Consider the following 248-nt stretch of genomic DNA (forward strand, 5'->3'; position numbering starts at 1 on the left):
GGCGCGCCGACGGACAGCAGTCGGTCTCGCAGGTACTGCCATCGCAGACCGGAGTCGGGCTGGTACAGCCAGGTCTTCTCGTGCGCCGCCGGTGCTTCGGTGAGGAAGTGTTTCGTGCGCAGCCAGGTGTCCTCGGCGATGGCAGGCGCGGGGAACACGCCTTCGGGGCTGATGTCGAGCAGCACGGCGTCGCCCGTGGCGTTGAAGAGCGCGGAAGAGCCGGGGGTCGTGGCCGTCGCCCCGCGGCC

1 protein-coding gene is annotated in these 248 nt (G+C 71.0%); it reads right to left on the reverse strand.

The features are described from left to right. Window positions 1-248: hypothetical protein (locus KVS71_RS18120; RefSeq protein WP_217585229.1), on the reverse strand; the 248-nt coding region annotated here is incomplete at both ends.

The sequence above is a fragment of the Microbacterium sp. GbtcB4 genome (genome assembly GCF_019091465.1).
GTDB classification, from domain to species: Bacteria; Actinomycetota; Actinomycetes; order Actinomycetales; family Microbacteriaceae; genus Microbacterium; species Microbacterium paraoxydans.